The following is a 23,324-nucleotide window of genomic DNA, read 5'->3' as shown; positions in this document are numbered from 1 at the left end:
TGGCCAGCCGGGATTGGAGCCCTATGCCGCACTGCGGTACGCTGTACCGCTTTGCCGCCGCATCCGCGTGTTCCATGACCAGCGCTGAAACCAACGCCTACGACCCGCAGCAGGTTGAATCCGCCGCCCAGCAGTACTGGGACGCCACCCGTGCCTTCGAAGTGGACGAGACTTCGGACAAGCCGAAGTACTACTGCCTGTCGATGCTTCCGTACCCGTCCGGTGCGCTGCACATGGGCCACGTGCGCAATTACACGATCGGCGACGTGATCAGCCGCTACAAGCGCATGACCGGCCACAACGTGCTGCAGCCGATGGGCTGGGACGCGTTCGGCCTGCCGGCGGAGAACGCGGCGATCAAGAACAAGACTGCACCGGCGGCCTGGACCTACAAGAACATCGAGCACATGCGTGGCCAGTTCAAGGCCATGGGCTATGCGGTGGACTGGTCGCGCGAGTTCGCCACCTGCCGCCCGGACTACTATGTCCACGAGCAGCGCATGTTCACCCGCCTGATGCGCAAGGGCCTGGCCTACCGCCGCAATGCGGTGGTGAACTGGGATCCGGTCGACCAGACCGTGCTGGCCAACGAGCAGGTCATCGACGGCCGTGGTTGGCGTTCCGGCGCGCTGGTCGAGAAGCGCGAGATCCCGCAGTGGTTCCTGCGCATCACCGATTACGCCCAGGAACTGCTGGACGGCCTGGATGAACTGGACGGCTGGCCGGATTCGGTCAAGACCATGCAGCGCAACTGGATCGGCCGCTCCGAGGGCCTGGAAATCCAGTTCGACGTGCGTGACATCGACGGTGGCGTGCTGGATCCGCTGCGCGTGTTCACCACCCGTCCGGATACCGTGATGGGCGTGACCTTCGTGTCGATCGCCGCCGAACATCCGCTGGCGCTGCACGCGGCGAAGAACAATCCGGAACTGGCTGCGCTGCTGTCGGAAATGAAGCAGGGCGGCGTGTCCGAGGCCGAGCTGGAGACCCAGGAAAAGCGCGGCATGGACACCGGCCTGCGTGCCATCCATCCGGTCACCGGCGAGAAGGTGCCGGTGTGGGTCGCCAATTTCGTGCTGATGGGCTACGGCACCGGTGCGGTGATGGCGGTTCCTGGCCATGACCAGCGCGACAACGAAGTGGCCAACAAGTACGGCCTGCCGATCGTTCAGGTCATCGCCCTGAAGGACCCGCGCAACGACGACGAGCGCACCTGGGATGGTGCCCGCTGGCAGGACTGGTACAGCGACAAGAGCCGCCAGACCGAACTGGTCAACTCTGCCGAATTTGATGGGCTGGATTTCCAGGGCGCCTTCGAAGCCCTGGCCGAACGCTTCGAGCGCAAGGCCCAGGGCCAGCGCCGCGTCAACTATCGCCTGCGCGACTGGGGCGTGAGCCGCCAGCGCTACTGGGGCTGCCCGATTCCGGTGATCTACTGCGACAAGTGCGGTGCGGTACCGGTGCCGGAAGAGCAGCTGCCGGTGGTGCTGCCGGAGGACGTGGCGTTCTCCGGGACCGGTTCGCCGATCAAGACCGATCCGGAATGGCGCAAGACCACCTGCCCGGAATGCGGCGGCGCTGCCGAGCGCGAGACCGACACCTTCGACACCTTCATGGAGTCGAGCTGGTACTACGCCCGCTACACCTCGCCGGGCGCTCGTGATGCGGTCGACAAGCGTGGCAACTACTGGCTGCCGGTAGACCAGTACATCGGTGGCATCGAACACGCGATCCTGCACCTGATGTATTTCCGCTTCTACCACAAGCTGCTGCGCGACGCGCGGATGGTGGACAGCAACGAACCGGCACGCAACCTGCTGTGCCAGGGCATGGTGATCGCCGAGACCTACTACCGCCCGAATCCGGACGGCTCGAAGGACTGGATCAACCCGGCCGATGTGGAAGTGCAGCGCGACGAGCGTGGCCGCATCACCGGCGCCACCCTGATCGCCGACGGCGAGCCGGTGGTGGTCGGTGGCACCGAGAAGATGTCCAAGTCGAAGAACAACGGCGTGGACCCGCAGGCGATGGTCGACAAGTACGGTGCCGACACTGTGCGCCTGTTCTCGATGTTCGCTGCCCCGCCGGAACAGTCTCTGGAGTGGAACGAGGCCGGTGTGGACGGCATGGCGCGCTTCCTGCGCCGCCTGTGGGCCCAGGTGCAGAAGCACGCCGCCGACGGTGCCGCACCGGCGCTGGATGTGGCCGCGCTGGATGCCAACCAGAAGGCGCTGCGCCGCAAGACCCACGAGACCATCGGCAAGGTCGGTGACGACTATGGCCGCCGCCACAGCTTCAACACCGCCATCGCGGCGGTGATGGAACTGATGAACGCGCTGGCCAGGTTCGAGGACAGCAGCGAGCAGGGCCGCGCGGTGCGCCAGGAAGCGCTGCAGGCCATCGTGCTGCTGCTGAACCCGATCACCCCGCATGCCAGCCACGCCCTGTGGCAGGTGCTGGGCCATGGCGAGACGCTGCTGGAAGACCAGCCATTCCCGCAGGCAGACACCGGTGCGCTGGTGCGCGACGCGCTGACCCTGGCCGTGCAGGTCAACGGCAAGCTGCGTGGCACCATCGAGGTGGCCGCCGATGCTGCACGCGAGCAGGTCGAATCACTGGCCCTGGCCGAGCCGAATGCGGCCAAGTTCATGGAAGGCCTGACGGTGCGCAAGATCATCATCGTGCCGGGCAAGATCGTGAACATCGTCGCCGCCTGATGTACCCCGCATCCGCCGCCTGCAGGGTGGCGGGTGCCCTTCCGGTGCGGGGCCACGCAGTTGATGGCCCTGCATTCACGCGGCTTCGGGCAGGCTGTGTGTTGCCGTGATCGCCCGGCTCCGCCAGACTGTCTCCATGACCCGAATCCTGCTTGCCCTCGTTCTTGTCCTCGGCCTTGCCGGCTGCGGTTTCCATCTGCGCAACAAGCTGATGCTGCCGACCGACACGGCGCCGGTGAAGGTGGTCTCCACCGCGCCTTACAGCGAACTGGTCAAGCTGCTCAATCGCAGCCTGCTGGCATCCGGTGCCAAGCTGGCAGACGAGGACAGCAAGGGGCCCAGTACCCAGCTCCAGGTGCTGTCCGAACGCTGGGGTGACCTGCCGATCGCCATCGACTCGCAGGGCCGTGCGCAGGAATACAGCCTGCGCTATGCGGTGATCTTCATCTTCCGTCGCGAGGACGGCAGCGAGCTGGTGCCGCAGCAGGTGATCGAACTGTCGCGCGACTACGTCTCGCCGCCGACCGACGCCACCGGTACCACCACCGAACGCGAAATCCTGGCCGATGAGCTGCGACGGGAAATGTCCGCATCGATCATCCGCCGCATCGACAGCGTGGTGCGTGCCGAGATCGAGAAGGGCGGCAGCCTGTCGGCGCCGAAGGCCAAACCGCTTGAAGGCGCGGTGCCGGCCGAGCCGGTCCCCGCAGCCAAGCACTGAGTCGCGGCGATGGAACTGCGTCCGGAGCAGCTGGCCAGCCAGGGCGCTGACACCCCGCTGGCGCCGGTCTACCTGATTGCCGGCCCGGAAACCCTGCGCGTGCTTGAGGCGGCCGACGCCGTCCGTGCGCGCGCGCGCGCCGCGGGCATCGGCGAGCGGGAAGTGTTCGACGCCGATGGCCGTGATTTCGACTGGAACCAGCTCGACGCCAGCTTCAACGCGCCCAGCCTGTTCAGTGCCCGCCGCCTGGTCGAGGTGCGCCTGCCCAGTGGCAAGCCCGGCAAGGACGGGGCCGAGGTGATCAGTCAGTTCTGCGCCAACCCGGCACCGGACGTGGTGCTGATGATTACCGCCAACGAATGGAGCAAGGCCCACCAGGGCAAGTGGGCCGAGGCGGTCAATCGCATCGGTGTGCTGTCGGTGGCCTGGGCGATCAAGCCGCACGAACTGCCGGACTGGATCGAGCGCCGCCTGCGTGGCAAGGGCCTGCGTGCCGACCCTGCCGCCGTGCAGCGGCTGGCCGAGCGGGTGGAAGGCAACCTGCTGGCCGCTGCGCAGGAAATCGACAAGCTGGCGCTGCTGGCCGACGGCCAGCCGCTGGACGTGGAACGGATGGAATCACTGGTGGCCGACGCCGCGCGCTATGACGTCTTCCGGCTGCTGGAAGCCACGTTCTCCGGCCAGCCGCCGGCGGTGCTGCGCATGCTGGCGGGCCTGCGTGGCGAGGGCGAGGCCGTGGCCGCACTGATGCCAATGGTGATCCGCGAGCTGTTGGCCGGTGCCGGCCTGGCCCGGGTACAGGCGCGCGGCGGCAATCTGGCCGCCGAAATGAAATCGCGCGGCATCTGGGAATCGCGGCAGGCGCCCTACAAGCGTGCGCTGCAGCGGCATCCCGAGGGCAAGCGCTGGGAGCGTTTCGTGGCCGAGGCCGGACTGGTCGACCGTATCGCCAAGGGGCGCGCCGACGGTGACGCTTGGCTGGCGCTGGAACGCCTGCTGGTAGCCGTGGCCGAACCGCGTGCCGTGCGCCTGCTGGCGCGGGCCTGAGTGATGAGCCTGCGGATCTATTACGGGGGCACCTTCGATCCGGTGCACCTCGGACACCTCGCTATCGCACGTGCTGCCCGTGACGAACTGCAGGTCGCTGTACGCATGCTGCCGGCGGCTGATCCGCCGCATCGCTCGGTGCCGGGCGCAACCGCTGACCAGCGCTTCGCCATGCTCTCGCTGGCCATCGGCGATGAGCCTGGCCTGCTGCTGGACCATCGTGAACTGGACCGCGCCATCCGCTTTCCCGGCCGCCCGTCCTACACCGTCGACACCCTGCGCGAACTGCGCGGCGAGCTGGGCCCCAGCCGGCCATTGGCCTGGCTGGTCGGGGCCGACAGCCTGCTGGGCCTGACCCGCTGGCATGAATGGGAGGCGCTGTTCGGGCTGGCCCATTTCGTGGTGGCCGAGCGCCCGGGCAGTCCCCTGCAGGCCTCGCTGGATGGCGAACTGGGCCGCGCCCTGGAAGGGCGCTGGGCCGACAACGAGCAGACCCTGTTTGCCAGTCCGGCCGGGCGCATCCTGCGCCTGCATCATCCGCTGCGCGAGGAATCGGCCAGTGCCGTGCGTGCACAGATTGCCGGCGGCGGCCCCTGGCGGGCGTTGCTGCCACCGGCCGTGGCCGACTATGTGGCCGCGCATGGCCTGTACCGCTCCCCTACGCCGTGAATGCCGCCGCCCCGGCTTGCCCGTATAATCGCCCCCACGTTTATCGAGTCGATCCACTTTGAGCAACCAGACCCAGCCCCAGACCATCAAGGTCGATCTGCCCAGCCCGCCGCCGTCCGTGCCGGAACTGCTGGCCAGCGTCCGCCAAGCCACCGAAGACCTGAAGGCCAAGGACCTGGTCGAGATCGATGTGCGCGGCCGGTCCAGCGTTGCCGACTACATGATCGTCGTTTCGGGCACCTCGACCCGCCACGTCAAGTCGATTGCCGATGAAGTCGTGCGCTTCGCCAAGAATCTCGACGTGATGCCGCTGGGTGTTGAAGGCGAGCGCGAAGCCGAGTGGGTGCTGGTCGACCTGGGTGACGTGATCGTGCATGTGATGCTGCCGCGCGTGCGTGAGTTCTACGCACTTGAACGCCTGTGGACCGTTGGCGACCAGCCGCCGTCCAGCGACGACGAAGTGGCCTGAGCCGCACGTTGATGCATCCCTTCGACGGCGCCGATGGCGCCGTCGACGTTTTGGAGGACCGTTGATGAAAGCCCGCCTGATTGCTACCGGTGAACGCGCACCCAGCTGGGTGGCGCAGGGTTTCGCCGAGTACCAGAAGCGGCTGTCGCACTGGTTGCCGTTCGAACTGGTGGAAATCGAGCCTGGCCTGCGTGGCAAGGGCCGTGATGCGCGCCGCGCCACCGAAGACGAAGGCAAGCGCGTGATCGCCGCGCTGCCGAAGAATGCCTACGTGGTCGCGCTGGATGTGCCCGGTCGCCAGCTCAGTTCCGAGCAGCTGGCACAGCGCCTGGAGCATTGGCGCGGGCAGGGCAGGGACCTTGCCTTCCTGATCGGCGGCCCGGAAGGGCATTCGCCGGAAGTCTCCGCGCTGGCCGATGAGAAATGGTCGATCGGACCGTTGACGCTGCCCCACATGCTGGTGCGCCTGGTGGTGGCCGAGCAGTTGTACCGGGCCGCCGCAATGATTGCGAATCACCCCTACCATCGCGCGTGAAGAGTGGTTATACTAGTCGTCTGCCCGAATAGCTCAGCCGGTTAGAGCACTTGACTGTTAATCAGGGGGTCGTTGGTTCGAGTCCAACTTCGGGCGCCACATTGAAGAGACCTGCATCGCAAGATGCAGGTTTTTTTTTTGCGTTGGTGTAGAGCCGAGCCCGCGCTCGGCTTCGAGAATGCAGCCGAGCGCGGGCTCGGCTCTACAATCTGCTGTATCCAACCACGGATGTTGATCGTGCGCGTACTCCTGTCCGTCGTCTTTCTGCTGCTTGCACAACCGACGTTCGCCGCAGCGAATGCGGCACCACCGACCTGGCATCCGCCGCAGGGCACCACCGAGCTGCCGTTGTGGCCGCAGGGCATGGTGAAGGCGCCGCCAAAACTGAAAGGCCCCGAGCAGGTTGGCGAAGCAGTTTCCAAGGCCAGCGGAGAACGCTGGACGATGCTGCAGAACGTGGCCGTGCCGACACTCACTGTGTTTCCGCCGAAGGGACCGGCCAATGGCACCGCGGTGATGGTGGTGCCTGGTGGTGGTTATCGGGTGCTGGCGATGGACCTGGAAGGCAGCGAAATCTGCGATTGGTTGAACGCGCAGGGCATCACCTGCGCGCTGCTGAAGTACCGCGTGCCGGCGTCCGGCCCGAACTGGGATCCCGACTGCAACTGTCGCGACAACCCGACGGTGCCGATGGCCTTGCAGGACGCGCAACGTGCAATGGGCCTGCTGCGCGCGCAGGCAGAGCGCTGGAACATCGACCCGAAGCGGGTGGGGGTGATCGGTTTTTCGGCGGGTGGGCACGTGGTGGCGGGATTGAGCACGCATGCACGTCGCAGCTACACGGCGGTCGACGCGGCCGACTCAAAGTCCAGCCGCCCGGATTTCGCGATGGTGATGTACTCCGGCCATCTGTGGGCCGGGCATGGCAAGGGGCTCTCGCTGGTCAGGGACATCGTCGTGGATGATGCGGTGCCGCCGACGTTCATTGCGCAGGCCACCGATGATCGCACCGATGACGTGCGCGAATCACTCGCCTACTACCAGGCCCTGATCGACGCAGGCGTGCCCGTCGAGATGCATCTGTTCGCCCGCGGCGGCCATGCGTTCGGTCTGCGCATGAAGAATGCACCGGTCACGGCGTGGCCGCGGCTGGCCGAACGCTGGATGCAGGATATCGGCATGCTGCCGGAACGCCAGCTGTAGAGCCGGGCCATGCGCGGCTGCCTGTGCCAAGCCGGGCGCGGGCTCGGCTCTACAGTGCCAGCTCACCTCTGGAGAACGCGACCAGCGTAGCGATGGCCACCACCAGAATGGCACCGAACAGCACCCATTCCCAACGCGTAAATACCTGCTCACCGCGTTGGAGCCGGGTCAGTGCGAACACCACCACGCCGGGCACATACAGCAGCACCGACAGCAGCAGGTTGTCGAGACCTCCTGCATACACCAGCCACAACGCGTAGGCACTGGCCAGCAGCGCCACCGCGAAATCGCGCCAGCGCACGCCCGGTTCACCCGCATAGGCGTGCCCGCGCCACGCCAGTTGCACGCCGAACGCGGTCGACAGGAAGTAGGGCACCAGGCTCATCGACGCGGCCAGCAGCACCAGGCCGGTGTAGCTGCCGGAGTTGACCAGCACCAGCAGCAGGAACAGCTGGATCAACCCATTGCTCAGCCAGAGTGCGTTGGCCGGCACGCCGCGCGCGTTCTCGCGGCCCAGGAAGGCCGGCATGGTGCCGTCGCCCGCAGCGGCGTACAGCACTTCGGCACACAGCAGCACCCAGGCCAGCAGCGCGCCGAGTACCGAAATGATCGAGCCGATGATGATCACCGTCGCGCCCCACTCGCCAACGATGGCGCGCAGCACGTAGGCCATCGACGGATTGGGCAATCCGGCCAGTTCGGCCTGCGACAGTACGCCCATCGACAGCAGGCTGACCAGCACCAGCAGCAGCCAGACGCCGAGGAAGCCGATCACCGTAGCGCGGCCGACATCAGCACGGCGGGCCGCGCGGCGCGAGTAGATGCTGGCGCCTTCGATGCCGATGAATACCCACACGGTCACCAGCATCATGCCGCGCAGCTGCTGGCCGAGGTCGCCGAGCGCGGGCGTGCCCAGGAAACCGGCACGGAACACATCCATGCGGAACGCACCGGCGGCCAGGATCAGGAACAACGTGATGGGCAGCAGCTTGGCCACCGTCACCAGGCCGTTGACGATGGCGGCGGTGCGCAGGCCGCGCAGCACCAGCAGGTGCACGGTCCAGAGGAGCAGCGACGAAGCGGCCACGGCGGCCGGGGTATTGCCTTCACCGAAGACCGGCATGAAGTGGCCGAGGCCACTGAAGATCAGCACGAAGAAGCTGGCGTTGCCGAGTACCGAGGCGACCCAGTAGCCCCATGCCGCGGAGAAACCGATGTAGTTGCCGAAGCCCTCGCGCGCATACGCGTAGATGCCGGTATCGAGATCCGGCCGGCGGTTGGCCAGGGCCTGGAACACGAAGGCCAGCATCAGCATGCCGGCGCCGCTGACCGCCCAGCCGAGCAGTGCCGCAGCCGGCCCGGCGCTGCGCGCCACGTTCTGCGGCAATGAAAAGATGCCGGCGCCGACCATCGAGCCGACCACCAGTGCGGTCAACGCGGGCAGCCCGAGGCGTTGTGAGGTCGCGGCCATGATGTCCCCTGCGGCGGTGATGCCGCTACCCCACGGTAGCGGCGTGCCCGTGAACATGCGCGCAAGGGGGCCGCAACGACGAAGGCCCGGGCAGATGCCCGGGCCTTCGAAGGTGGTGCGTTGAACGGTATTACTTGAAGGTGTACTTGGCGCCGACGGTGAAGTAACGGCCGATGGCACCGCTGAAGTGCAGCGGGTTGTAGTTCACGCCACCGTAGGTGGTCGGGTCGAGCGGAGCGATGCGATCGAACACGTTCTGCACCGAGGCATTCAGCTCGAAGGCTTCGGTGATGTTCCAGCGGCCGGACAGGTCGAAGGTGGTGAACGAGGAGATCTTGGTGACGTCGGTACCGTCGAAGTACGAGAACTGGTACGAGCCCTCCGGACCACGGAAATCCTTGTTCTCCATCTTGGAGATGTAGTTGGCGACGCCGCTCACACTCCACGGACCCTGGCGCCAGGTGGTGCCGAAGTTGATGCGATCCTTCGGCGTACCGATGCAGTTGGTCACGTCGCAGTTGCCGTGGGTGCCGGCGTAGTCGCGGGTGACGTCGGCATCGGTGCGCTCGAACTTGAGCACATGGCTCCACTGCAGGTCCATTTCCAGCTGGCCCGGGCCGATATCGAAGGTCTGGCGGATATCGGTATCGATACCGCGGACGCGGGTCGATGCGGCATTGATGTACGCAGTGTTGACGGCCAGGATGCTGCCGGTGCCCGGGACGCCGTTGAGCAGGTTGTTGTCACGCAGCACATTGCCTGCCGCGATCGCCGCACCCGTGTCGCCCTGGGCGATTTCATTGGTGCGCTTGATCTGCCATGCATCCACGGTCAGCGAGGTGGTGGAAGTCGGCTGCAGCACGATGCCCACCGAGTAGCTCTTCGACTCTTCCGGCTTCAGGTCCTTGTTCGGACGGGTGATGATCGCGACCGGCAGGGCGCCGCAATCGTCGGAGGTCGCACCTGGTGCGGGGTTGCCGCCCGGGCAGCGCACCGGGTCGGCAGCATTGGAGAAGGCAGCCAGGCCACCATCGCCGTTCTCGGCCGGGTTGGGCGCGCGGAAGCCTTCGGCGTAGCTGGCACGCAGGGCGATCCAGTCAGCCGGGGTCCACTTGATGCCCAGCTTCGGCGTTGCCTTGCCTTCGCCGCTTTCGTACTTGTCGTAACGCAGCGCGCCGGACAGTTCCAGCTGTTCCAGCACCGGTGCCGACAGTTCCACATAGCCGGCGTAGACGTTCTGGGTGCCGTCGTAGGCCGAATAGCCCAGGCCGATGATCTGGCCCTGGTCGGTGAAGGTCTGCGGGGTCAGGCTGTTGCTGGTCTTGCGCCACTCGGTACCGATCGCCAGGCCCAGCGGGCCACCCTTCAGGTCCATCAGGCTGCGCGACACGGTGAAGTCGAACATGTCCAGGGTCGACTTGGCACGTGCACTGATCCGCGGCGAGATGAAGTCGTACAGCGCCTGCGAATTGAGGTTGGCGTTGTCGCCGATGCGCCACACACCACCGGCACAGTTCGGATTGGCCAGGGCGCAACGCACGTTGTCGTAGTTGAGGAAGCCGGTGCGCTTGTTGACCAGGTCGGTGCCGGAGTGCAGGTAGGCGGTATCGTAGCTCCAGTCACCCCAGTTGCCCTTGACGCCGACCAGGAAGCGGGTGAACTCGTTGGAGTTGTCGGTCACGCGCGGGCCGACATCCCAGGCCGAGTAACGCAGGCGCGAGGCCTGGCCCGGGATCGGGTTGTCCGGATGGTTCGGGCCCAGCACGGTGGCGCCATCGCCACTGTTGGCGTTGATCGGGCCACCGGGGTAGCCCCAGCCGCCTGAAACGCCAGACGGCGTGTTGCTGAAGGTGGTGTCCTTCTTCGAGTAGCCGATCTCGGTGTAGATCTCGCCGCCTTCGCCGAAGGCGAAGCTGGCACGACCGAACACGTTGACGTACTTCTCTTCCGGGGTCAGGTCACGGTACAGCTGGTTCGGATCCCACAGGCAGCCCTGTGCCTGGGCGGTTGCGTCGTTCTGGCCGGGAATGGTGGTCAGGCCGGCACAGCCCGGCAGGGCGACCAGATGGCCGGTGCTGTCGTACACCGAACCATTCGGACCTACGCCGCCGCGGGTACCGCCGCTGAGGAAGGCGCCGCCCAGGAACTGGGCGTTGTTGCCGTAGCCCCACGGGCGGGTATCGCCGGTGCCGATCCACTTGCGGTTCTTGCGATCGCTGATCTTGATCGCGTCGGTCTTGCCGACGTCCAGGCTGAAGAAGGCATTCCAGCCGTCGGTTGCGAGGTCGCCAGTACCCGCGGTCAGGGTCGCCTTCTTCGCGTCGCCATCGCCGTCGCCGGAGACACCGTAGGAACCGCGCAGGATCGCGCCCTGGAAGTCACTGCGCAGGATGATGTTGACCACGCCGGCGATGGCATCGGAGCCATAGATCGCCGAGGCGCCATCCTTCAGCACTTCCACGCGTTCAACCGCGTCGAGCGGAATGGTGCTCAGGTCGGTGAAGACCTTCTGGCCGTCGTCAGCCAGGCCGTAGGTGGCCATGCGGCGGCCGTTCAACAGGACCAGGGTCGAACCCGCGCCCAGGCCACGCAGCGAAATACCGGCGCCACCGCCGGCGAAGCCGTTGCCGAAGGTCTTTGGAATGGAGCCGGAGCCATCAGCAGTCAGGGTCTGCAGGTATTCGGCAACCGTGGTCTTGCCGGTGCGGTCGATTTCCTGGCGGGTCACCACCTGCACCGGGGACGGTGTTTCGGTGTTGGTGCGCGGAATGTTCGAACCGGTAACCGTGATGCGGTCCAGGTTGGTGGCCTTTTCCTGCGCGAACGCGGAGGTGGAAGCCACGGCGCCAACCAGCAGCAGGGTGCCGCCGGTAAGGATGTGGGTGATGGACGATGCCAGGGTGCAGCGGCGGCGGCTGGCGGGCCGTTGGATCAGGTGTTTCACAGCTTCTCTCCTAACTGGAAAACCGTAGCGTTGAGGGCTGTCTCCGGAGTGTCCGGGACGGGCCAATCTAGGTTTCCGACGGGTGACGAAGTCGTGAAATTTTGCTTAATCCGTAACGTTTGAGCTCGAACTTTGCCGAGTTTGGCATTTCGATCCCGAAGGCCGGTCCGACAGGCGGTCGGACCGGCCCCGAATCGTCAGTCCGGCAACGAGAACTGCACCGGCACCAGGCCGATGGCCGGTACCGCTACGCCATCACGCTGGGCCGGTTCAAAGCGCCAGCGCTTGAGCACCTGCTGGCGTGCGGCCTGGTCCAGGTGGCGCGAGCCACTGCTGCGCTCGATGCTGACCGCGACCGGCTGACCGCTGCTGTCGACCTCCACCCGCAGCAGCACCGTGCCCTGCTCATGGTTGCGCAGCGCGGCGACCGGATAGGCCGGTGGTGGGGCACTGCGGTACTGCAGCTGGGCGCCGGCCAGCGGTGCATGGGCGTCGATGCTCGGCGCGAGTTGTGGCGCGGCCTGTTCGGCGGCCGGCAGCGCGATGCCCTGGGTCTCTTCCACGGTCGCCGTGGGAGCGGGCAGTGGCGGAACCACCGGCTGGGTGCGCGGTTTCGGCACGACCCGGGCGACTTCCTCCGGTTCCTGCAGTACCGGAGGGGGCGGCGTTGGCGGAATCTTCTCGATCAGCCTGACCGTGGTCTTGTCACGCGGGACCTGCACGGCCTGGTAGGTCGCCGGGATCAACAGCAACAGGAACGCGAGCAGATGCAGGGCGATGGCCGCGCTCCAGGCGGCAACGCGGGCGGGGTCGAAGTGCGGGGATGCAACGGGATACGTACGAACCATGGTCCACCTCCATGCCAGTGACGAAGTCCTCAACGCACCAGGGCCCGTGGCGGGGTTGCCGCACGCGGCTGGCAGCCAATCATTAACGCCAGGCCCCGGCCACTGCCTAGAGGCAGGGACAGGATCGTTGGGCTGGCCTTCAGCCAGCCGCCCCGGCCCACATGAAAAAGGCGGGCCCCCTGCGGGACCCGCCTCTGTCTACCGGAAGGGATGGGATCAGCGACCCAGTTCGAACACCACGTCCAGATTGACCGAAACAGTGGATTCACCCGGTGCGACCGGGGTGGCCTTGTCCATCGCTGCGCCGGCCGACATGGCCCGCATCATCGGCATCGGGCGGTAGCCGCCGCCGGCGTTCTCGGAAATGCTGACGATGCGGCGCACCTGCAGGCCCAGCGACTTGGCGTAGGTCTGGGCACGGGCCTGGGCCTTCTTCAGCGCGGCGAGGCGGGCTTCGTCATAGACCGGTTCGGGCTGATCGATCTCGAAGCTGGGGCCGTTGATCTGGTTGGCGCCCTGTGCGGCCAGCGCGTCCAGCACCTTGCCGAGCTTGGCGATGTCGCGGACCTTCAGGCTGACCGTGTTGCTGGCCTGGTAGCCGGTGATCTTCGGCGCTTCGTTGTCGGCGTAGCGGTACTGCGGGTTGAGGCTGACCCCGCTGGTCTGCACGTCGCGCTCGGCGATGCCGGCGGCCTTGACCGCTGCCAGCACCTTGTCCATCTGCTGGGCGTTCTGGCGCATCGCGCTGTTGCCATCGGCGGCCTGGGTCACCACGCCGGCCGACAGCGTGGCGACGTCCGGCACACGGGTGGCTTCGGCGTTGGACGAGATGTTCAGCAGGGTGCCTTCGGCCGCGGCGGCGATCGATGGCGACGACGGGGCAGCATGGGCGGTCATCGAGGTTCCAAGGGCGAGGGACAGGGCGAGCAGCAGCGGGGTGGCGGTCAGGCGCATGGGATCTCCTTGTTGTGCGGTGAGGGTGGTGTCGTAGCGATGAACGCGCTGTGAGCCCGTTCGGGGTTGTGTGCGTTCCTCGACGGGTTGCCGACGATTCAGGTGACGGGCTCAGGTTATGCTGTGCCGATGCTCTATCTTGCTTCCCGCTCCCCCCGACGCAACCAGTTGCTGGCCCGACTCGGACGCCCCTTCCAGGCCCTGGACCTGGAGGTCGTCGAGCAGCGCGCCGCGACCGAGAGTGCCGAACAGTATGTGTGCCGGGTCGCGGCCGACAAGGCGCGTGCCGGGCTGGCGCGGGTGCTGGCCGAAGACCCGCAGGCGCGGGTGCTGGGCTCGGACACCGAGGTGGTGCTGGACGGTGAAGTGTTCGGCAAGCCGGCCGACGCAGCCGACGCGCGTGCGATGCTGGCGCGACTGGCCGGGCGCACCCACCAGGTAATGACCGCCGTGGTGGTGGTCGGTGCGGATGGGCTGGACAGCGAACTGGTCATTTCCGAAGTGACCTTCGCGCCGATCGACGCTGCCGACATCGCCGCCTACGTGGCCACCTGTGAGCCACTGGACAAGGCCGGCGCCTACGCCATCCAGGGCGGGGCCGAACGCTGGATCGAACATCTTTCCGGCAGCTACTCCGGCGTGATGGGACTGCCGCTGCTGCACACTGATCGTCTGCTGGCGCGCTGCGGCGTGCCGGCCCCAACTGCTGATGCCGCCAGGGAGGCTGCCGATGTCTGAGGAAATCCTGGTCAATGTGACCCCGCGCGAAACCCGGGTCGCGGTGATCGAAAACGGCATGCTGCAGGAACTGCACATCGAGCGCGGCTGGCGCCGTGGCGTGGTCGGCAACATCTACAAGGGCAAGGTGCAGCGGGTCATGCCTGGCATGCAGGCGGCCTTCGTCGAAGTGGGGCTGGAGCGCGCCGCGTTCCTGCACGCCAACGACGTGGTGCGCCCGGCCCCGGTGGCCAGTGCCGACACCGAGAACACGACCCTGCCGCCGCCGGCCAGCGTGCCCATCGTCGAGCTGCTGCGTGATGGCCAGGACATCGTGGTGCAGGTGGTGAAGGACCCGATCGGCACCAAGGGCGCGCGCCTGACCACGCAGATCAGCATTCCTTCGCGCTACATGGTGCTGCTGCCGCAATCCAAGGTCGTGGGCGTGTCCGCGCGCATCGAGGATGAAACCGAGCGCGCGCGGCTGAAGGCATTGGTGACCGAGCTGTCGGCCCAGCATGGTGGCTACGGCTACATCGTGCGTACCAACGCCGAGGGCCAGCCGGCCGAAGCCATCGCCGAGGACATCGCCTACCTGTCGCGGGTCTGGAACGTGGTGGAGCGTCGTGGCCGCGAAGCTGCCTCGTGCAGCAACATCTATGAAGACCTGAGCCTGCCGCTGCGATCGGTACGCGACCTGATCCGCAAGGACGTGGACAAGGTGAAGGTGGACTCGAAGGAGACCTTTGGCCAGCTGCAGGCCTTTGTTGCCAAGTACATGCCGGTGCTGGCCGAGAAACTCGAGCTGTACGCCGGCGACCGTCCGATCTTCGACATGTTCGGGGTGGAGGACGAGATCGGCCGTGCGCTGGACAAGCAGGTGCCGCTGAAATCCGGTGGCTACCTGGTGATCGACCAGACCGAGGCGATGACCACCATCGACGTCAACACCGGTTCGTTCCTCGGCCAGCGCAACCTGGAAGAGACGGTGTTCCGCACCAACCTGGAAGCGGCGCAGGCGGTGGCACGGCAGCTGCGGCTGCGCAACCTGGGCGGCATCATCATCATCGACTTCATCGACATGGATGATGCCGAGCACCGCCGCCAGGTATTGCGTACGCTGGAAAAGGCGCTGGCCCGCGACCATGCCAAGACCACGGTGTACGACTTCTCGCCGCTGGGCCTGGTCGAAATGACCCGCAAGCGCACGGTCGAGAGCCTGGAGCGCCAGCTGTCGGAAACCTGCCCGCAGTGCAGCGGTCGTGGCAGCATCAAGACCACCGAAACGGTGACCTACGAGATCTTCCGCGAGATCACCCGTGCCGTGCGCCAGTTCGATGCCGCGCGCCTGCTGGTGATCGCCTCGACCAAGGTGGTCGCGCGCATCACCGACGAGGAGTCCTCGGCGGTGGCCGAGCTGGAGGAATTCCTCGGCAAGAGCATCCGCTTCCAGGCGGACGAGCAGTACCTGCAGGAGCAATTCGATGTTGTTCTGCTCTGATCCTCGCCGGCCGCAGGCCGGCGGTGGCCGATGAGCGCGCCGCCGCGCCTGCGACTGCGAAGGATCCGCCGTCATTTCATTGCCGCCTGCGCGGTGGGCCTGGTCGGGCTGGCACTGCTGGTGGGCACCCTCAGCCAGCTGCTGCCGCTGGCCGAGCGCCATCCCGACAGGATTGCCGCCTGGTTGAGTGAACGCGCCGGCCAGCCGGTGCATTTCGACCAGCTGCAGACGGCCTGGACCCGGCGTGGTCCGCTGCTGCAGCTGAAGGGCCTGCGCATCGGCGCCGGCCAGGGCCTGGCCATCGGCGAGGCCGAGGTGCTGGTGTCGATGTACAGCGGGCTGCTGCCCGGCCGCTCGTTGACCGAACTGCGCCTGCGTGGCCTGGCACTGGACCTGCAGCAGGGCGAGGACGGCCGCTGGTCGGTGCGTGGCCTGCCGCGGTCCAACACCGGCGGCGACCCGCTGGACGCGTTGCGCCGGCTGGGCGAACTGCAGGTGATCGGTGGCCGCCTGGGCGTGCATGCGCCGGGCCTGGGCATCGACACCACGCTGCCGCGCATCGACCTCCGCCTGCGCGTCAACGGCCAGCGCCTGCGGGTGGGCGTACGGGCATGGGCACAGGCCGATGCGCTGCCTTTGACCGCAGTACTGGACGTGGACCGCGCAGGCGGCAACGGCCAGGCCTGGCTTGGCGCAGACCCCGTTGATTTCCACGCCTGGTCGCCGCTGCTGGCGGCCGGGGGCATCCGCCTGCGCGAGGGCAAGGGCGAACTGAACCTGTGGCTGACCCTGCGCGATTTCGCGCCGGTGGCCCTGACCACTGATTCGGACCTGCGTGACGTCCGCATCGACGGCGCACCGATGCCCGACGTGGCTGCTCCGCAGCTGCAGCTGCAGCGCGTGCAGGCCCGCCTGCGCTGGCAGCGCCAGGCCGATGGCTGGGCGTTGCAGGTGCCGCGCCTGCGCCTGAAGTCGGGAGACGGCGAACAACAGCTCGATGGCCTGCACCTGCAGGTCGGCAAGCAGTTGCGGGTTGGTTCCGGCGAGGTACAGGCCGGTACCGCGCTGCGGGCCCTGGCGCTGAGTGATCGCCTCGACCCCGGCCTGCGCCATTGGTTGTTCCTGTCCAAACCGCAGCTGGATGTGCGTGAGCTGCAGCTGGCCGGTGAACGTGATGGCCCGTTGTGGGTGCAGGGTGAGCTGCAGTCGCTGGGCTTCGCCAGCGTGGGTCACTCGCCGGGCCTGCGCGGCCTGGGGGGGCGCTTCGAGGGCGATGCCGATGGCTTCAGCCTGCAGCTGCAGCCGCAACGTCAGCTGCAGTTCGATTGGCCGACCGGCTTCGGCGTGCGCCACGACCTGCATCTGGCCGGGCAGGTGGTGGGCTGGCGCGACGAGGCCGGTGGCTGGCGCATCGGCACCGCGGCGATGCGGGTGGAAGGTACCGATTACGCAGCCGACGTGCGTGGCGGCGTCTGGTTCCAGGGGGACGGCACGCGGCCGTGGCTGCAGCTGGCGGCCAAGCTGGACGATGTGCCGATGACCGCGGCCAAGCGGTTCTGGATCCATTCCAAGATGAGCAAGGGCGCCACCGACTGGCTGGACATGGCACTGGCCGGTGGGCAGGTGCGCAACGGTGTCGGGCTGGTCAGCGGTGACCTGGATGACTGGCCGTTCGACAACAATGATGGCCGCTTCGAGGCCACCGGGCACATCACAAATGGCGAGATCCGCTTCCAGCACGATTGGCCGCTGATGCGCCAGGTCGATGCCGACATCGCCTTCATCGGCCCCGGCTTCGACATGCGCGGGCGCGGCGATCTGGCCGGCGTGGCGGTACAGGCATTCGAAGCGGGCATTCCGGACTTCGGCCAGCAGCCGCTGTATGTGCGCGCGAATGCGCCCAGCGATGCGGGCAAGCTGCTGGCGATGCTGCGGCAGAGCCCGCTGCAGAAGGACTATGGCGATACCCTGGACAACCTGGTCGCCAGCGGCCCAGCGCACGTGACCTTCGACCTGCTGCAGCCGCTGCACCACGATGAAGGCGGCGGTCACCTGCAGGGCACGGTCGACCTCAACGGTGTGAAGCTGGTGGACAAGCGCTTCCAGCTGGCCTTCGACAACATGCATGGGCAGGCGCGCTACAGCAATGGTGGCTTCGGTGCCGAGGAACTGGCGGTGCGCCACCTTGGTCAGGATGGCCGCTTGAGCCTGCGCGCCGGCGGCTACGTGCACGACAGCAGGCTGGCGTTCGAGTCGCAGCTGGCGGCCAACCTCGACGCGGGCGTGCTGATTGACCGTGCCCCGGAAATGGCGTGGCTCAAGCCCTATATCGCCGGTACCTCGCCATGGACCATCGCGGTCAACCTGCCCAAAGTCGCACCGGGAGCGCCCTCACCGCCCAGCGAGCTGCGCCTGAGTTCGGATCTGGTGGGAACCCGCCTGGACCTGCCGGCGCCCCTGGACAAGCCGGCCACCGAGCCGCTGGCGACCACGGTGGCCGCGCAGCTGCCGATGGGTGCCGGCCGCATCGACGTGGCCTTTGGCCAGCGGCTGGCGCTGGCCGCGCGCAGCCACAACAACCGCACCGGCGTGCAGGTCACTCTGGGCAGCGACCATGCCGATCGCGAGCCGCCGCCGAGCGGATTGTCCGTCAATGGCCGCAGCCCGACCCTGGATGCGCTGGAGTGGATCGGCCTTGCCCGCGGTGGCAACGACGATGACGGCATGCCGCTGCGTGCCGTAGACGTGCAGGTCGGCAAGCTGATGCTGATCGGCGGCGTCTTCGAGCAGACCCGGTTGCAGCTGCAGCCGGGGCCGCAGGCGCTGGATGTGCGCCTGGATGGACCTTCGCTGGCCGGTCGCCTGACCGTACCCAACGCCGAAGGAGGCACCATCAGTGGCCAACTCGACCGCGTGCACTGGCAGTCGTTGCCGCCGGCACCGGGCGCGGCCGCGCCAGCGCGGGTGCAGGCCGGCGCCAACGACATGGACCCGGCCAAGCTGCCGCCGTTCGCGCTGGACATCGCCGACCTGCAGTTCGGCAAGGTCGTGCTCGGCCAGGCGGTGCTGCGCACGCGGCCACTGGCCAACGGATTGAACGTGGACGAGCTGCGCTTCCGGGCGCCGGACCAGGAGATCGACATCAGTGGTCGCTGGCTGGGCCGCACCGGTGGCGCCCGCACCGAACTGACCGCGCAGGTGCGTAGTGAGGACCTGGGCGGCCTGATGCAGAACCTCGATTACGGCGGCCAGCTGCGCGGCGGCTCCGGCCAGGCGCAGCTGCAGGCGTCGTGGAGCGGAGGGCCGTCGGACTTCCAGCTGGCCAACCTGCAGGGCCGCCTTGACCTGCACGCGCGCAATGGCCAGCTGCTGGAGCTGGAGCCGGGCGCCGGTCGTGTGCTGGGCCTGCTCAGCGTGACCCAGCTGCCGCGGCGCCTGATGTTCGACTTCCGCGACTTCTTCTCCAAGGGCTTCGCGTTCAACCAGGTCGACGGCAGCGTGCAGTTCGGACAGGGCATGGCCCGCACCGACAAGGTGCTGATCGAAGGCCCGGCGGCGAACATCACCATCCGCGGCCAGGCCGACCTGCGCAACCAGCAGTTCGACCAGACCATCGATGTCAACCCGCGGGCCGGCAATCTGCTGACCGTGGTCGGCGCGGTGGCAGGTGGCCCGGTCGGCGCGGCACTCGGCGCGGCCACCAATGCGGTATTGTCCAAACCGCTCGGCGAGATCGGCGCCCGCACCTACAAGGTGACCGGCCCATGGAAGGAGCCGAAGGTGGAAGTGATCGAACGCAGCCGCGACAAGACCCCGCCAGCGCCCGTACCGCGCCCGGCCCCGGCCGTACCGCCGACCGTTACCGACCTGCCACGCTCACGCTGAGCGTGGACCTCCTGTTCACGGGGCTTGCCTGAGCGCCCCCGCACCCCCAGATCGAGACCATGACTGATATCGCCCTGACGCTTGCCCAAGACCGCCTGCTGCGCCCCGGCGGCCTGGATACCGCTGGCCTGGAGCGCACCTTCGGCCAGCTGCTCGGCCCCGGTGTGGACTTCGGCGACCTCTATTTCCAGCACGCCCGCCGCGAGAGCTGGAGCGTGGAGGACGGCATCGTCAAGGACGGCGCCCATTCCATCGAGCAGGGCGTGGGCGTGCGGGCGATTTCCGGCGAGAAGACCGGTTTCGCCTACTCCGATGACATCCATGCCGATGCGCTGCTGGCCGCGGCGCAGTCGGCGCGTGCGATTTCGCGCGAAGGCGGCGCCCAGTCCGGGCGATCGCTGCTGCGCGGCGACGCGCGCGCGCTGTACCCGGCGCTGGACCCGATCGATGGCATCGGCAACGAGGCCAAGGTCGAGGTGCTCAAGCGCCTGGATGGCTACCTGCGCGCCGCCGACCCGCGCGTGAAGCAGGTGATGGTGAGCCTGTCCGGCGGCGTCGATACGGTGCTGATCGCCCGCAGCGACGGTGTACTGGGCGCTGACGTGCGCCCGCTGGTGCGCCTGAACGTGCAGGTGATCGTCGAACACAACGGCCGCCGCGAGTCCGGCTATGCCGGCGGTGGTGGCCGCTATGGGTACGAGGCGCTGTTCGCCGACGGTCGCCCGGAAGCGTTTGCGCGCGAGGCCCTGCGCCAGGCGCTGGTGAATCTGGACGCCGTTCCGGCACCGGCCGGGGTGATGCCGGTGGTACTGGGCCCGGGCTGGCCCGGCGTGCTGCTGCACGAAGCGGTCGGCCACGGCCTGGAAGGCGACTTCAACCGCAAGGGCACCAGTGTCTATGCCGGTCGCATCGGTGAGCGCGTCGCGGCGCCGGGCGTGACCATCGTCGACGACGGTACGCTCGACGGCCGTCGTGGTTCGTTGAACATCGACGATGAGGGCCACCCGAGCCAGTGCACCACGCTGATCGAGGACGGCATCCTGGTCGGCTACATGCAGGACAGCCTCAATGCACGCCTGATGGGCATGGCGCCGACCGGCAACGGCCGCCGCGAATCGTTCGCGCACCTGACCATGCCGCGCATGACCAATACCTACATGCGTGCCGGCCAGCATGACCCGCAGGAAATGATCCGCTCGGTGAAGAAGGGCCTGTACGCGGTGAACTTCGGTGGCGGCCAGGTCGACATCACCAGCGGCAAGTACGTGTTCTCGGCCACCGAGGCCTACCTGATCGAGGATGGCCGCATCACCGCGCCGGTGAAGGGGGCGACGCTGATCGGCAACGGTCCGGAAACCATGCAGAAGGTGCGCATGGTCGGCAACGACCTGGCCCTGGACGAGGGCGTGGGTATCTGTGGCAAGGACGGGCAGAGCGTGCCGGTGGGGGTTGGCCAGCCGTCGCTGTTGATCGAGGGCATCACCGTCGGCGGTACCCAGGCCTGAGCGGGGCGATGGCCAGCGCCACCGCCCCGCTCGGCGGGGACTCAGTCCTCGTCGGCTTCGTCGGTCTCGACGGGGTCGGCGTCTTCGGCGCTGGCCTTCAGGCCCAGCGCGGCCGGCAGCATCAGGGCGCGCAGCACCTGGAAGATTTCGCGGTAGGCGCGCGGCGGCTTGTTCTTGGCCTTCTCGGCCTGCGCATTGCGCACCAGCGTGCGCAGCTGCTGGCGGTCGGCCTGCGGGTAGTCGTCCAGCAGTGCAGCCAGCGCCTTGTCACCCTCGGCCAGCAGGCGGTCGCGCCAGTCTTCCGCGCGGTGCATCATCGCCACTTCACGGCGACCGGTTTCGCTGTTGGCGTCCAGCGCATCGCGGATCGCATCCAGCGTGGCGTCTTCTTCGCGGCGCATGTGCTTGGCCAGGAACGCCAGCTGGCGCTTGTGGGCGATGTGGGCGGTGATGCGCTTGCACTCGGCGATATGCGGCAGCAGGTCTTCCGGGATCGGCAGGCGTGCCAGCTGGGCCGGGGTCAACGACACCAGCTTCTCGCCCAGGGCCAGGACGTCGAGCGCGTCGCGCCGGTTCTGGCTGCGGCTCTTGTCGTGGAATTCACCGGTTTCTTCGTCGCGTCCGCGCATCGTTCCTACCTGATCTCAAAAAAAGTCGCCCGGCGTGATGCCGGGCCCAACCCGTACAGGATAAAGCATTGAACGTGATCGCCCCTGAAGTCGCTGTCGGCGACGACAGCCCGGCCCGGCTGGAACGGCTGGCCGACCTTTCCCAGCAGCTGCTCGACCGCGCCCGTGCGCTGGGCGCCAGCCAGGCCGAGGTCAGCTGCAGCGAAGACCGTGGCCTGGAGGTCAATGTCCGCCTTGGCGAGGTTGAGACCGTGCAGTCCACCCGTGACCGCGGTATCGCCGTCACCGTCTATTTCGGCCAACGCAAGGGCAGCGCCAGCACCGGCGACCTGAACGAGGCCAGCCTTGCCGCCACGGTCGAACAGGCCTGTGCGATCGCCCGGCATACCGAAGACGACCCGGCCGCCGGCCTGGCCGAGGCGGACCTGATGGCCACCCACTTCCCGGACCTGGACGGCTGGCACCCGTGGCCGCTGCAGGCCGACGAGGCGGTGGACCTGGCCCTGGCCTGCGAAGCCGCAGGCCGTGAGGCTGATGCGCAGATCCGCAATTCCGACGGCGCCTCGGTGTCGAGCATGCAGAGCCTGTCGGTCTATGCCAATTCGCATGGCTTCATCGGCCGTGAGCGCGGCACCCACCATTCGGTCGGTTGTGCGCTGATCGCCGGGCAGGGCGATGGCATGCAGCGAGATGGCTGGTACACCAGTGCGCTGGCCCGCGAGGATCTGGAAGAGGTGGGCCTGGTCGGTCGTCGTGCCGCCGAGCGCACTGTCGCCCGCTTGCAGCCGCGATCGCTGGCCACCGGCAGCATGCCGGTGCTGTTCGCCCCGGAAGTTGCGCGCAGCCTGGTCGGGCACCTGCTGTCGGCGGTGTCCGGCGGTGCCCTGTATCGCCAGGCCAGTTTCCTGCTGGACAGCGTTGGCCAGCGCCTGTTCCCGGAATGGATGCAGATTGAGGAGCTGCCGCACCTGCGCCGTGGCCTGCGCTCGGCGGCCTTCGACGGCGACGGCGTCGCCACCCGCGCCTCGGCCCTGGTCCGCGACGGCGTGCTGCAACGCTATGTGCTGGGCAGCTACTCGGCACGCAAGCTGGGCCTGCAGACTACTGCCAACGCCGGTGGCGTGCATAACCTGCAGCTGGCGGCCAATGCCGGCTCCCTGCAGGACATCGCGCGGCAGATGGGCGACGGCCTGCTGGTGACCGAGCTGATGGGGCAGGGCGTGAACGGCGTGACCGGCGACTATTCGCGTGGCGCGGGTGGCTTCCGGATCGAGAACGGCGAGATCCAGTACCCGGTGGACGGCATCACCATCGCCGGCAACCTGCGCGAGATGTTCAGCAGCATCGAGGCGGTCGGCAGCGACGTTGATCCCCGCTCGCACATCCGGACCGGTTCGATCCTGTTGGGGCGGATGACCATCGCCGGTAATGATTGATGCCGTCGATGGCGTAAGCTATGCCCGCCTGACGCAATCAGCTGGGTGCTGGTTGGTCAAGACCACCCAATGA

The 23,324-nt window shown here is 67.4% G+C and carries 17 protein-coding genes and 1 tRNA gene; 13 read left to right on the top strand and 5 right to left on the bottom strand.

The genetic code is table 11. The features are described 5' to 3' along the window. Positions 1 to 74 precede the first annotated feature (74 nt). From leuS to ACZK4H_RS15680, 8 genes are all read left to right on the top strand, one after another. Positions 75 to 2,717, top strand: coding sequence for a leucine--tRNA ligase (gene leuS, locus ACZK4H_RS15715; RefSeq protein ID WP_099555066.1), 2,643 nt, complete (start codon positions 75 to 77; stop codon positions 2,715 to 2,717). A gap of 136 nt (positions 2,718 to 2,853) precedes the next feature. Then, positions 2,854 to 3,438 carry an LPS-assembly lipoprotein LptE gene (locus ACZK4H_RS15710; protein WP_099555040.1) on the top strand — a complete coding sequence of 195 codons (585 nt, stop codon included), beginning with the start codon at positions 2,854 to 2,856 and terminating at the stop codon, positions 3,436 to 3,438. A gap of 9 nt (positions 3,439 to 3,447) precedes the next feature. After that, a complete protein-coding gene (gene holA / locus ACZK4H_RS15705) occupies positions 3,448 to 4,485 on the top strand; it encodes a DNA polymerase III subunit delta (protein ID WP_099555039.1) in 1,038 nt (345 codons plus the stop codon). After that, entirely contained in the window at positions 4,486 to 5,154 is a 669-nt protein-coding gene (gene nadD, locus ACZK4H_RS15700; RefSeq protein ID WP_185959219.1) for a nicotinate-nucleotide adenylyltransferase, read from the top strand. A 58-nt stretch (positions 5,155 to 5,212) separates the two neighbouring features. Beyond that, positions 5,213 to 5,623, top strand: a complete 411-nt coding sequence (rsfS, locus tag ACZK4H_RS15695; RefSeq protein ID WP_005410536.1) for a ribosome silencing factor — start codon at positions 5,213 to 5,215, stop codon at positions 5,621 to 5,623. A 64-nt stretch (positions 5,624 to 5,687) separates the two neighbouring features. After that, on the top strand, positions 5,688 to 6,158 hold the full coding sequence (gene rlmH / locus ACZK4H_RS15690) for a 23S rRNA (pseudouridine(1915)-N(3))-methyltransferase RlmH (RefSeq protein ID WP_079222687.1): 471 nt from the start codon (positions 5,688 to 5,690) through the stop codon (positions 6,156 to 6,158). Between the two features lie 22 nt (positions 6,159 to 6,180). Then, positions 6,181 to 6,257 (top strand) — tRNA-Asn (locus ACZK4H_RS15685). Between the two features lie 150 nt (positions 6,258 to 6,407). Beyond that, positions 6,408 to 7,361 carry an alpha/beta hydrolase gene (locus ACZK4H_RS15680; RefSeq protein WP_428843479.1) on the top strand — a complete coding sequence of 318 codons (954 nt, stop codon included), beginning with the start codon at positions 6,408 to 6,410 and terminating at the stop codon, positions 7,359 to 7,361. Between the two features lie 49 nt (positions 7,362 to 7,410). On the opposite strand, the gene ACZK4H_RS15675 is transcribed toward ACZK4H_RS15680, so the two are convergent. The 4 genes from ACZK4H_RS15675 to ACZK4H_RS15660 form a co-directional block, all read right to left on the bottom strand. Beyond that, positions 7,411 to 8,832, bottom strand: coding sequence for a basic amino acid/polyamine antiporter (locus ACZK4H_RS15675; protein WP_099555032.1), 1,422 nt, complete (start codon positions 8,830 to 8,832; stop codon positions 7,411 to 7,413). 130 nt (positions 8,833 to 8,962) lie between these two features. Then, positions 8,963 to 11,776 (bottom strand): TonB-dependent receptor, encoded by a 2,814-nt coding sequence (locus ACZK4H_RS15670; protein ID WP_099555030.1) that lies wholly within the window; start codon positions 11,774 to 11,776, stop codon positions 8,963 to 8,965. A 197-nt stretch (positions 11,777 to 11,973) separates the two neighbouring features. After that, a complete protein-coding gene (locus ACZK4H_RS15665) occupies positions 11,974 to 12,624 on the bottom strand; it encodes an energy transducer TonB (RefSeq protein WP_099555028.1) in 651 nt (216 codons plus the stop codon). A 216-nt stretch (positions 12,625 to 12,840) separates the two neighbouring features. Beyond that, positions 12,841 to 13,578, bottom strand: a complete 738-nt coding sequence (locus tag ACZK4H_RS15660) for an SIMPL domain-containing protein (RefSeq protein ID WP_099555025.1) — start codon at positions 13,576 to 13,578, stop codon at positions 12,841 to 12,843. A 129-nt stretch (positions 13,579 to 13,707) separates the two neighbouring features. Here ACZK4H_RS15660 and ACZK4H_RS15655 point away from each other — a divergent pair, with 129 nt between their 5' ends. From ACZK4H_RS15655 to tldD, 4 genes are read left to right on the top strand one after another with little or no spacing between them, the layout of a single operon-like run. Beyond that, positions 13,708 to 14,316 carry a Maf family nucleotide pyrophosphatase gene (locus ACZK4H_RS15655; RefSeq protein ID WP_099555023.1) on the top strand — a complete coding sequence of 203 codons (609 nt, stop codon included), beginning with the start codon at positions 13,708 to 13,710 and terminating at the stop codon, positions 14,314 to 14,316. Beyond that, positions 14,309 to 15,796: a ribonuclease G gene (gene rng, locus ACZK4H_RS15650; protein WP_099555021.1), complete on the top strand. Its 1,488-nt coding sequence runs from the start codon at positions 14,309 to 14,311 to the stop codon at positions 15,794 to 15,796. Before ACZK4H_RS15655 ends, rng begins: the two co-directional genes overlap by 8 nt. Positions 15,797 to 15,826: 30 nt before the next feature. Then, positions 15,827 to 19,681, top strand: coding sequence for a YhdP family protein (locus ACZK4H_RS15645; protein WP_099555019.1), 3,855 nt, complete (start codon positions 15,827 to 15,829; stop codon positions 19,679 to 19,681). Positions 19,682 to 19,740: 59 nt separating this feature from the next. Continuing rightward, on the top strand, positions 19,741 to 21,186 hold the full coding sequence (tldD, locus tag ACZK4H_RS15640; protein WP_099555017.1) for a metalloprotease TldD: 1,446 nt from the start codon (positions 19,741 to 19,743) through the stop codon (positions 21,184 to 21,186). A 41-nt stretch (positions 21,187 to 21,227) separates the two neighbouring features. On the opposite strand, the gene yjgA is transcribed toward tldD, so the two are convergent. Continuing rightward, positions 21,228 to 21,815 (bottom strand): ribosome biogenesis factor YjgA, encoded by a 588-nt coding sequence (gene yjgA, locus ACZK4H_RS15635; RefSeq protein ID WP_099555015.1) that lies wholly within the window; start codon positions 21,813 to 21,815, stop codon positions 21,228 to 21,230. 68 nt (positions 21,816 to 21,883) lie between these two features. Between yjgA and pmbA the strand changes: the two genes are divergently transcribed. Continuing rightward, on the top strand, positions 21,884 to 23,251 hold the full coding sequence (pmbA, locus tag ACZK4H_RS15630) for a metalloprotease PmbA (RefSeq protein ID WP_099555013.1): 1,368 nt from the start codon (positions 21,884 to 21,886) through the stop codon (positions 23,249 to 23,251). Positions 23,252 to 23,324 lie beyond the last annotated feature (73 nt).

Source organism: Stenotrophomonas sp. 78350_Sma, assembly GCF_056482105.1.
The sequence above is the reverse complement of the archived record's forward strand: the minus strand, read 5'-3'. Positions and strand labels throughout refer to the sequence as shown.